This is a genomic window from Kitasatospora sp. NPDC042419, assembly GCF_056437345.1.
The window spans coordinates 17,868-28,446 of record NZ_JBWKAW010000054.1 but is presented as its reverse complement, the minus strand read 5'-3'; the positions used below and the strand labels follow the sequence as shown (position 1 = coordinate 28,446).

7 protein-coding genes are annotated in these 10,579 nt (G+C 72.6%); 5 read left to right on the top strand and 2 right to left on the bottom strand.

Annotated elements, in window-relative coordinates; genetic code table 11:
- Window positions 1-344: 344 nt before the first annotated feature.
- Window positions 345-1,538 carry a cupin-like domain-containing protein gene (locus tag AC067J_RS42335; RefSeq protein WP_478308180.1) on the bottom strand — a complete coding sequence of 398 codons (1,194 nt, stop codon included), beginning with the start codon at window positions 1,536-1,538 and terminating at the stop codon, window positions 345-347.
- Window positions 1,539-2,011: 473 nt separating this feature from the next.
- On the opposite strand from AC067J_RS42335, the gene AC067J_RS42330 reads away from it, so the two are divergent.
- From AC067J_RS42330 to AC067J_RS42310, 5 genes are all read left to right on the top strand, one after another.
- Window positions 2,012-2,947, top strand: coding sequence for a TauD/TfdA family dioxygenase (locus AC067J_RS42330; RefSeq protein ID WP_478308178.1), 936 nt, complete (start codon window positions 2,012-2,014; stop codon window positions 2,945-2,947).
- A 193-nt stretch (window positions 2,948-3,140) separates the two neighbouring features.
- Complete coding sequence (locus AC067J_RS42325; RefSeq protein ID WP_478308177.1) at window positions 3,141-4,886, top strand: fatty acyl-AMP ligase; 1,746 nt, start codon at window positions 3,141-3,143, stop codon at window positions 4,884-4,886.
- Window positions 4,883-6,571 (top strand): acyl-CoA dehydrogenase family protein, encoded by a 1,689-nt coding sequence (locus tag AC067J_RS42320; RefSeq protein WP_478308176.1) that lies wholly within the window; start codon window positions 4,883-4,885, stop codon window positions 6,569-6,571. The genes AC067J_RS42325 and AC067J_RS42320 overlap by 4 nt, the downstream gene beginning before the upstream one ends.
- Window positions 6,568-8,337: an acyl-CoA dehydrogenase gene (locus tag AC067J_RS42315; protein ID WP_478308175.1), complete on the top strand. Its 1,770-nt coding sequence runs from the start codon at window positions 6,568-6,570 to the stop codon at window positions 8,335-8,337. The genes AC067J_RS42320 and AC067J_RS42315 overlap by 4 nt, the downstream gene beginning before the upstream one ends.
- A 43-nt stretch (window positions 8,338-8,380) precedes the next feature.
- Window positions 8,381-8,701 (top strand): acyl carrier protein, encoded by a 321-nt coding sequence (locus tag AC067J_RS42310; protein ID WP_478308174.1) that lies wholly within the window; start codon window positions 8,381-8,383, stop codon window positions 8,699-8,701.
- Between the two features lie 166 nt (window positions 8,702-8,867).
- On the opposite strand, the gene AC067J_RS42305 is transcribed toward AC067J_RS42310, so the two are convergent.
- Window positions 8,868-10,070, bottom strand: a complete 1,203-nt coding sequence (locus AC067J_RS42305) for a cytochrome P450 (RefSeq protein ID WP_478308173.1) — start codon at window positions 10,068-10,070, stop codon at window positions 8,868-8,870.
- Window positions 10,071-10,579: the final 509 nt, after the last annotated feature.

Here is a 10,579-nt window from a genome sequence, read left to right as displayed (position 1 = left end):
CCGCTTCGGCGAAGTCCACGGCTACGACGGCCCCCGCCTCCACGCCCCGGCCCTCCCCGACATCCCGCTCAAGGCGCGAGGAAGGGTGCGCTGAGGCGGGGAATCGCAGGCACGGCGGGTGCGGGCATGCTGCGGTGGCGTCCGGTGTGCCTGCTCCGGACGCCGGGGGCCGGGGACTCCGCGCAGTCCTGCTGCCGGGGCGGAACGGGCGCGGGCGGAGGGCTCCGGTTCTCCTTGCCTGTCCGGGTGCAGCAGGGGCTGGCCGGATCGGTGCTGACCTCCTGTTCGTGCCCCGCCACGAACTCGTGCCCGGAGTCGCGGTTCCGTCGCGGCTCGACGGATCGTCAGCGGCCGCTGCCGGCCGGTGCGGGGTGCTCCCAGGTCAGGCCGGACTTGCGGAGCCGTTCGATCAGCTGCCGCACGGCCGGCGCCTCGACCGGCACGCCCGGCCGTGCGGCGGCGGCCACGGCCAGTCCCTCGCGCGCCAGGTCGCTGTCCTCCGGGGACCAGACGGAACGCTTTCGGAGCTCCGCGAACGCACTGTCGATCCCGCCGTCGACGGCGATGCCGTGCTCTCCGCAGGCGCCCTTGGCGGCAGCGACGATGACGCCGCCGCAGAGCCGCGCCGCGACCCCGGCCTCGTCGTGCTCGATCACCTGCTCGGCGAGCGCGAGGACGGCAGCGGAGCCGTTGCCGAGCGGGCGGAGGTCGTGGGTGGGGAACAGGCCGCGGACGTCCTCCATGACGAGGTCCATGTACAGCTGGCGGAAGAACGAAGGGCAGGCGCAGTCCCGGATGTCCGCCCGCCACCAGTAGTTGACCGAGACGGAGATGTCCGGCGCGGAGACCTGGTGCCACCAGAAGGCCGGGATGAAGAGCAGGTCGCCCGGCTGGACGACGGCCTCCCAGTACTCCGCCTGCGCGAACTCGGGGAATTTCTGCAGGTCGGGGGCGTTCACGTCGACGCTGCTCAGGTGCCTGGTGCGGATGTCGAGCGCACCGGGGTAGAGCAGGTCGCTCTGGGAGGGATTGAAGAGCAGGAACTTCTTCCTCCCGTCGAGCTGCGCGAAGAGATTGTTCATGTTGTCGTAGTGCAGGGGCGTGTTCGACGTGTCCGATGCCATCCACAGGTTGATGTCGCTGATGACATCGGCCGGAATGTAGGGGGGGATCACCAGTCCGTCGGAGAGCTCGGGGAGCGTCTTGGGGATCGACATCTGCTGCATGCTGAGCCTGCGGCCGTTCGCCGTGTTCCGGAACTCGGCGGCGAGCCGTGATCCGCGCATCGGCTCGAAACGAAGGCCGCGCGCATCCGGGTTGTACCTGAACCCGCCGTCCGCGTCCGCGATGCTGACGGGTACCTCGCGGTCGCCGAGGCGCTCGGAAATGTATTCGGGAGTCCACCGGTGCATCGCGCCGAGAGCCTCGGTGCCGCGGATTATCAGCGGCGTCGTGGTGAGAACCGAAGCGCGGGCTATGGGCTTTTCGGGGAATGAAGAAACGACTTCCACGTGCCCCAGCGAGCGGGCTCCCAGCATGGCGGCTCTCCATTCCGATGGAATATGCGGTGGGGGGTCATGCTACGGACCGGGAACGGGCCGCTCAACGATCGGGCGGAACACCCGGCGTACGGAAGCCCGGTGCCTCCCATATCGTCCGGGGCCGGGAACGTGCAAGTGATGGCGCGGGTTTCCCGGGACGGCGGAATTCGCCGTGCTGTTCAACCGGGACGTCGCCTCACTTGAACAGCCACGGCTCCCGGCCTCCGGTGGTGCGGGTGATCGGGGCCGGAGGGGTGGCGACCCGCCCGCCCGCTGCGGCAAACTCCGGAGAGCCGAGCCCTGGCCGGCTCGATCACGCCGACGCGCCACCCGTGGCACGCGGTGCTGCCGACCGGTCGTCGACGAAACGAGTGCCGGGCTCCGCGGACAACGTCACCGCACCGCCCCGGAATCCGCGTGCGGCCACACCAGCGAGTCGCGTCCCGCTTCGGAAGGGAACAACCCGGCGCATGAGCCAGAGCACAGCATTTCCACTCGTGATCGAGTCGGACGGGAGCGAGGGCCTCGCCGAGCGGGTCGAGGAACAACGGACCGCGCTGCGGGCCTCCTTGCTCGAACACGGAGCCCTGCTCCTCCGCGGATTCTCCGTTCCGGACGTGACCGCCTTCGACTCCGTCGTCCGCGGACTGTCGGGAGATCCGCTCACCTACACGGAGCGCTCCTCGCCGCGCCACGCGATCCAGGGGCAGGTCTACACCTCCACCGACTACCCGCCGGACGAGGAGATCTTTCTCCACAACGAGAACTCCTACCAGCAGTCGTGGCCCATGGCGCTGTACTTCTACTGCGTACAGCCGCCCTCGACGCTGGGGGCGACGTCGCTGGCGAGCACCCGCGAGGTGCTGGCCAGGCTCGACGACTCGGTGCGCGAGGAGTTCGTCCAGCGGGGCTGGCGGGTGGTGCGCAACTTCCACCCCGGGATCGGGCTGACCTGGCAGCACGTGTTCAACACCGACGACCGGGCCGCCGTGGAGGCGTACTGCGCGGCGAACGACATCGAGGCGGCGTGGCTGCCGGGCGACGCCCTGCGCACCACCGCGGTCCGGAAGGCCGTGCACCGCCACCCGGTGTCGGACGAGCAGGTCTGGTTCAACCACGCGGCCTTCTTCCACGTCACCACCCTGGACGAGGTGATCCGGGACGGGCTGCTGGAGATGTTCGACGAGCCTGACCTGCCGACGAACACGTACTTCGGGGACGGCGGAACCATCCCGGACGACGTCATCGCTCACGTCCGGGACTGCTACCGGGCCGCGACCGCACGCTTCGACTACCACGAGCACGACGTGCTGGTCATCGACAACATGCTGACCTCGCACGGCCGGGAGCCGTTCACCGGCCCGCGCAAGATCGCGGTCGCCATGGCCGAACCCTTCGGCCGGTAGCGCGCAGACGCTCCGCGCGACGTACGTTTCGCGACACCGGTGCGCGGTGTTCCACTGGGATCTCCCCCGTGTTTCCGGCGCCGGCCAGTCCTTCCCGCTCGCCCGGCGCGGTCCTCCGCTGCGCAGCCCGGGCCGCTACGACCGGTACGTGGGCACGCGCCTTGCCGTGCGCCCGCGCGGAGAGGAGAGCTCAATGAACCTGACCCACGAGGCCAGCGTGGTCCACCTGCTGCGTCGTCACGCAGTGGAGCGGGCCGACCTGACGGCCGTCCGCTACGTCAAGGACCACGAGGCGCCCGACGGCGTGCAGAGTCTGACCTACGCCGAACTGGACGCGGAGGCCCGCCGGGTGGCCTCCTGGCTGCAGGAGCGTTGCGCGCCCGGCGACCGGGCGATGCTGCTGCACCCGGCCGGGCTGCCGTTCGTCACCGCGTTCCTCGGCTGCCTCTACGCCGGGGTCGTCGCGGTGCCGTCGCCGATGCCCGGCCAGTTCCAGTACCAGCAGCGCCGCGTGACGAAGATCGCCGGCGACGCGGACCTGAGCGTGGCGCTCACCGACCTGGGCCAGCTGGGCGAGGCGGAGCAGTGGATCGCCGCCAGCGGACTCGGCCTGCCCGTCGCCGCGAGCGACGCCCCCGGGTTCGGCGACACCGCGAGCTGGCGCGACCACCCCGCCACCGCCGCGGACCTGGCGCTGCTGCAGTACACCTCCGGGTCGACCGGCGACCCCAAGGGCGTCATGGTCGACCACGCCAACCTGCTGCACAACGCGGGCAGCTTCGGGCGGGCCCTCGGCTTCACCGAGCAGACCAACTTCGGCGGCTGGATCCCGCTCTACCACGACATGGGCCTGATGGCGCAGACGCTGCCCGGCCTCTTCCTCGGCAGTAGCGTCACGCTGATGTCGCCGATGGCCTTCCTCAAGCGCCCGCACCACTGGCTCGCGCTGATCGACCGCTACGACATCGGCCTCTCGGCCGCGCCCAACTTCGCCTACGAGCTGTGCACGCGCCGGGTCACCGACGAACAGATCGCCGGACTCGACCTGTCGCGCTGGCGGTTCGCCGCCAACGGCTCCGAACCGATCCAGGCCAGCACGCTGCGGGAGTTCGCCGAGCGCTTCGCCCCCGCCGGCTTCCGGGCCCAGCAGTTCGCCCCCTCCTACGGGATGGCCGAGGCGACCGTGTTCATATCCGCCCTCTCGACCCGGCCGCCGGTCTTCCGCGCCGTCGATGCGCAGGCCCTGGAGAAGGACCTCGTCCAGGACCCCGAGCCGGGCGCTCCGGTGCGTGAACTCGTCGGCTGCGGCGACGTGCCCGACTTCGACGTGCGCATCGTCGACGAGAACGGCAAGGTGCTGCCCGACGGCACCACCGGCGAGATCTGGCTGCGCGGGCCGAGCGCGGCGAAGGGCTACTGGGGCCGCCCGGAGGCGACCGAGGAGGTCTTCCACGCCCGCACCGCCGACGGCGACGGGCCCTACCTGCGCACCGGCGACCTCGGCGTGCTGGTCGACGGCGAGATCTACGTCACCGGCCGCACCAAGGACCTGCTCATCGTGCACGGCCGCAACCTCTACCCGCACGACATCGAGCACGAGCTGCGGCTGCAGCACGCGCCACTGGCCACGCTGGCCGGCACCGCCTTCACCGTCCCCGTCCCGCAGGAGGAGGTCGTGGTGGTGCACGAGGTCCGCGGCCGGTTCGACGAGGAGCAGCTGCGCGAGCTCGCCGTCGCCATGCGTTCCACCGTGCACCGCGAGTTCGGCGTGCACGCCGCGGGCGTCGTGCTGCTGCGGCCCGGGGCTGTCCGCAAGACCACCAGCGGCAAGGTGCAGCGCAGCGAGATGCGCGGCCTGTTCCTGGAGGGCGCCCTCTCCCCGCTCCACGCGGACCTGACCCCCGGCGTGCAGGCGGCGATGGCGGGGGCCGGCAGGTGAACGCGCAGACTCCCGGCTGGCCCGTCGGCGTCGCAGCCGCGCTGGCCGGGGCGATGGACGCGGCGGCCGCGGCGGGCGGCCCGTTCAGCCCGCGCCGCACCGCGCGGCTGGACGCCGCGGAGGCCTTCCCCGACCAGGAGTGCGCCCTGCTGGACGCCGCCGGCTTCCCCCGCGCCTACGTCCCGGCCCGGCTCGGCGGAGCCGCCGGGGGCCTGCCCGAACTGGTCGACGCGCTGCGGGTGGTGGCCGCCCGCGACCTGACGGCCGCCGTGGCCCACGGCAAGACCTTCCTCGGCGCCGTGTCGACCTGGGTCGCCGGGACGGAGGAGCAGCAGCGGGCCCTGGCCGCCCTGGTGCTCGACGAGCACGAGGTGGTCGCCTGGGGCCTCACCGAGCCGGGCATCGGCAGCGACCTGCTGTCCGGCGGCCTGACCGCCGTCCCGGGAGACGACGGCGGGTGGCGGCTCACCGGCGAGAAGTGGCCGATCAACAACGCCACCCGCGGTCGGCTCGTCTGCGTCCTGGCGCGTACCCGCCCGGACGGCGGACCGCGCGGGTTCAGCCTGTTCCTGGTCGACAAGGCCACCCTCCCGGAAGGAGCCTGGCAGCCGCTGCCCAAGGAGCCGACCCACGGCATCCGCGGCGCGGACATCAGCGGGATCCGGCTGAACGACGCGCCCGTCCCGGCCGACGCGCTGATCGGGGAGCCCGGCGACGGCCTGGGCATCGTCCTGAACGCGCTTCAGCTGACCCGCACCATGTGCGTCGCGCTCTCCCTCGGCGCCGGTGAGCACGCCCTGCGCCTGGCCGCCGAGTTCGCCGCCGGACGCGAGCTCCACGGCACCCGGCTGCTGCTCCTGCCGCTGGCCCGGCGCACGCTGGGCCGGGCCGCCGCCTCCCTCGCCCTGGCCGATGCCGCGACCCTGCTGGCGGCTCGCAGCGCCCACGGACTCACGGGGGAGATGAGCACCGTCTCGGCCGCGGTCAAGGCCGGCGTGCCCTGGATCGTCCAGCAGGCCGTCGACGACCTCGCCGAACTCATGGGCGCCCGAGGCTTTCTGACGGACCACCATGCCGACGGGGCGTTCCAGAAGCTGGAGCGCGACCACCGGATCGTGGCCGTCTTCGACGGCAGTACGGCGGTCAACCGCTCGCTGCTCATCTCCCAGTTCCCGCTCCTGGCCAGGCTCATCCGCACCGGCGCCCACGACGCGGCCGGACTCTCCGCGGTCACCGGCCGTACCCCGCTGCCCGACCTCGACCTCCGGGCCCTGCGCCTGGTGAGCCGCAAGGGCTGCAGCGTCGTCCAGGCGGTGCCGGAGGCCGCCGGGCGGGTCGCCGACCTGGCGGCCGCGGGCTCCCTGCCGCAGCGCACCGCCGACCTGGCCGCCCTGCTCGCCGGGCAGTCGCAGGCGCTCGCGGACGCCATGGCCGAGCTGCCGCCGAGCCCCGGGAACGCCCCCGCCGCGGCCTTCGCGGTCGCCCGACGCTTCGAGCTGTGTTTCGCCGGCGGCGCCGTCCTCCACCTGCTCGCCGCGACCGGCGGCACGGACCGCGCCGTGACCCTGACCGCCGCCCTGGAGCGGTGCCTGGAACTGCTGGTGCCCGGCCACCGGCCGCCCACCGACGCCTACGAGGCTCTCGTCCCGCCACTCGCGCACCCCGTGGAGGAACCGGTCCGATGACCGCCGTCGACCCCGCCGGGAGCGCACTCCCGGCACACCCCGCGGCACCCGCGGACGTGATCGGCCGCCTGGAGGCGCTCCTCGGCGACGCCGGCGACCCCGCCAACCCGGTCGGCCGGGACGCGGTGCTGGCCGCCGACGCCCAGGGCACCCTGCTCACGGCCGGCGAGGACCTGCTCGACGCCTTCGGGCTGAACGCCCACTTCGTCCCCCAGGCCCTCGGCGGCCGGTTCACCGGCCCCGAGGACCTCATCGGCGTCATGCGCGCCGTCTACCGGCGCGACCCCGGCCTGGGCCTCGGCTACGGGGTGGGCTCCTTCATGGCCGCCGTCAACGTCTGGACCGCGGGCAGCGCCGAGCAGCAGACCCGGCTCGCCGAACACCTGCTCGCCGGCGGCCGGGTGGCCTGCGGCTACCACGAGCTGGCCCACGGCAACGACTTCGCCCGCGCCGAGGTGTCCGCGATGCCCGGACCGGACGGGCGGCTGCGCCTCGACGGCCGCAAGGAGGTGGTGGCCAACATCACCCGGGCCGGCGCCATGGTGGTCTTCGCCCGCACCAGCGAGGCACCCGGAAGCCGCAGTCACTCGCAGCTCCTGCTGGAGACGGACAGCCTGCCGCGGGAGGCCGTCACCCGCCTGCCCCGCTTCGGCACCGTCGGGATGCGCGGCGTGCCGCTCGGCGGTATCGAGTTCACCGACTGCCCCGTCCCGGCCGACGCCGTGGTCGGCACCCCCGGCCACGGCCTGGAGACCGCCCAGCGCTCCTTCCAGCTCACCCGGATCGCGCTGCCCGGCATGACCGCGGGCCTGCTCGACACCGCGCTGCGCACCGCACTGCGCGGGGCGCTCGGCCGCCGCCTCTACGGCGGCACCGCCGCCGACCTGGCCCTGTCCCGGTCGGTGCTCGCCGAGGCCTTCGCCGACCTGCTCCTGGCAGACGCGTTCGTCACCGTGGCCGCCCGTGCGGTCCACACCGCGCCCGCGCAGTGCGCCGTCTACGCCTCGGCGGTCAAGCTTCTCGTCCCCGCGCTGCTCATGGCGGCGGTCCGGCGGCTGGGAGACCTGCTCGGCTCGCAGTTCTACCTGCGCAACTCGGAGCAGCCGCTGTTCCAGAAGCTGCAGCGCGACGTGCTGCCCTCGGCCTTCGGCCACGCCTCCCGGGTCTCCTGCCAGTCCGCGCTGCTGCCCCAACTGCCCCTGACCGCAAGGCGGACCTGGAACAAGGAGAACGTGCCGGCGCTCCCGGGAACCACCTTCCGGCCCTGGGAACCGCTGCCGGCGATGGACTTCGGCGCCCTCGCGGTCACCGCGGGCGGACGCGACCCGCTCTCCCGCACCCTGCTCCAGGGGGCCGCGGCGCGCACGGGCGAGGACCCGGAGATCGTCGCGCTGGCCGAGCAGTACGCCGCCGAGGTGCGGGCACTGTCCGCGGAAGCGGCCCTGCTAACCCCCGACCGGCTGGGCCCCGCCGCACCGCCCGAGGCGTTCGACCTGACGACCCGGTGGGCCTCGGTGCTCGCCGCCGCGGCCTGCCTGGGCCTCTGGTGGGAGCGGCCGGACGGCCCGCAGGGGCCGGGCGACCGGCAGGGCCCGGGCGCCGACCCCGCCTGGGTGCCGGCGGCGCTGCACCGGCTGGGCGCCCATACCGGGCGCCACCACGACCCGCTCCCCGAGCGCCTCAGCGCGCCCCTCTACGCGGAACTCCTCCGGCGCCACGAGGCCGGCCTCACGTTCGACCTCGCGTGCCGCCCCACCGGCGCGTGAGCCCCTCCGACCCCACACCTGACCCGATACGTACGGAGGCTCCATGACCGACATCACCGACATCACCGGCACCACCGGCAGCGCCGACGCCGCCGACGGCACCGTCCAGGCGGACGCCGCCGGCACCGAGGAGATCCGGGAGTGGCTGCGCGGCTGCGTGGCCGCGTGCGTCCGGATGCCCGTCGAGGACATCGACACCGAGGCGCCGCTGTCCCAGTACGGCCTCGACTCGGTCTACGTGCTCGGCCTCTGCGCCGACATCGAGGACCGGTACGGCATCGAGGTGGAGCCCACCCTGCTGTGGGACCACCCCGCCATCGGCCCGCTCGCGGACGCCCTCACCCCGATGATCGCCGGCCGCTAGCGGCTGGCCGTCAGCCGTCAGCCGTCAGCCGTCGGCCGCTGACTCGCAACGGACGACGGGTCGCCGGTCCTCCCGGCGACCCGTCGTCGTGGCTTTCCCCGCCCGTGACCCCTGACCCCCGATCCCGATGCCGGTCCCGGTCCCGCCGCAGAGGTCGGGACCGGGGTCAGGCCGGGATGAGCCTGACCGGGAGCCGCTCCGGGCCGTTGACGACGATCGAGTCCAGCAGCTTGGGCTCGCCGTCGAGCTCGACCCGTACCGAACGGTCGAGCAACTCGCCGTAGAGCAAGCGAAGTTCGACCTTGGCCAGCATGCTGCCGAGGCAGAAGTGCTCGCCGAAGCCCAGGGCCAGGTGGCGGTTGGGCTTGCGGGTGACGGTGAAGGTGCCGGGGTCGTCGAAGACCGTCTCGTCGCGGTTGGCCGACGGAAGCCAGAAGACGACCCGGTCGCCCTTCTCGATCTTCTTCCCGTGGATCTCGGTGGTGCGCGTGGCGGTCCGCATGATGTGCGTGGCGGTCGAGGTCCAGCGCAGGACCTCCTCCACCGCGGACGGCAGAAGATCCCGGCTCTCGACCAACTGCCGCCACTGCTCCGGGCGTTCGAGGAAGGCCAGCATGCCGCCGGAGGCGGAGATCCGGGTGTTCTCGGTACCGCCGACCAGCAGGTTGTCGCAGTTCAGGATCACGTCGTCCGGGCTGAGGCGCTCACCGTCGATCTCGGCCGTCGCCAGCACGCTCACCAGGTCGTCGGCCGGCCGCGCCGCCTTCTCCGCCTGGAGCATCTCGAAGTACCCGAGGATGTTCAGGTGGGCGTACCGGCGGTCGGCCGGGTCGCCGGCAGCGAAGGCCTGGCTGGTCAGGTCGTAGAGGTACTCCCAGTCGGACTCCGGCACCCCCATCATCTTGCAGATCACGTAGAGCGGGACGCGCGCGGCGACGTCCGTCACGAAGTCGCAACTGCCCTGCTTCAGCGCATTGTCGACGATGCCCCGGGTGATTCCCGCCATCTCCGCCTCGATCGAGCGGACCGAGCGGACGGAGAACCACTCGTCCACCAGGCCGCGCAGCCGGCGGTGGCGCGGAGCATCGGTCAGCGCCAGGGTGCGGCCGCCGCCGGGGTCGTCCCCGTGGTCCTCCGGCCGGAGCAGGATGCCCTTGGCGGAGCTGAACGTCTCCGCGTCACGGTAGGCGGTGCGAACGTCCTCGTACCTGGTCAGGGACCAGAAGCCGGGCAGCTCCGTCGGCGGGTGCCAGTACACCGGCTCGTTGGCGCGGAGCCAGCTCCACTGCACAAAAGGGTCGCCGTGCGAATAGAGTCCGGGATCCACCAGATTGATCGGCGGGGCCGATTCGGCCGGCGCATTGCGCATGGGAATGCCTCACAGGTTCGTCGGAATTCTGGACCGAAATATCATGCACGTGGTCGGGGCGTCGGCGGAATGCCGTCGGGAGCCCCCGGCCGGCTGCCGGAGCCGGTGCGGAGTTCCATTCCCCGCGACTTGTCAACCGTGTTCGGGCGGCGCCTCCGGACGGTGTTCAACCGCCGCGGCAGCGCAGTTGAACGGCGCCCCGGACCGGCCGGGGCGCGGGTGCGGCAGGCCGTTCGGGCGGGCGCCGGTCATTGATCGCATGCGCGTCCCTGAGCCATAGTGGATCACGTCCCGGGCGGTGGAGAGCGCGTGTCGGGGGAAGCGTGTTCGGCGTCGAGGACGCCTTCGCAGCAATCGCTGCATTCGCGATTCCATCGGGACGCTGAGTATTCAGTCCCGGCTGGCCCGCCTCATGACTGCATCGCAGGGTGTCGGTCGAACCGGCACCCTGTTTGAGGTTTGTGCTTTCGCCTGCCAGCCGATGAGTCGAACCGAATGGAGTGCGCGGG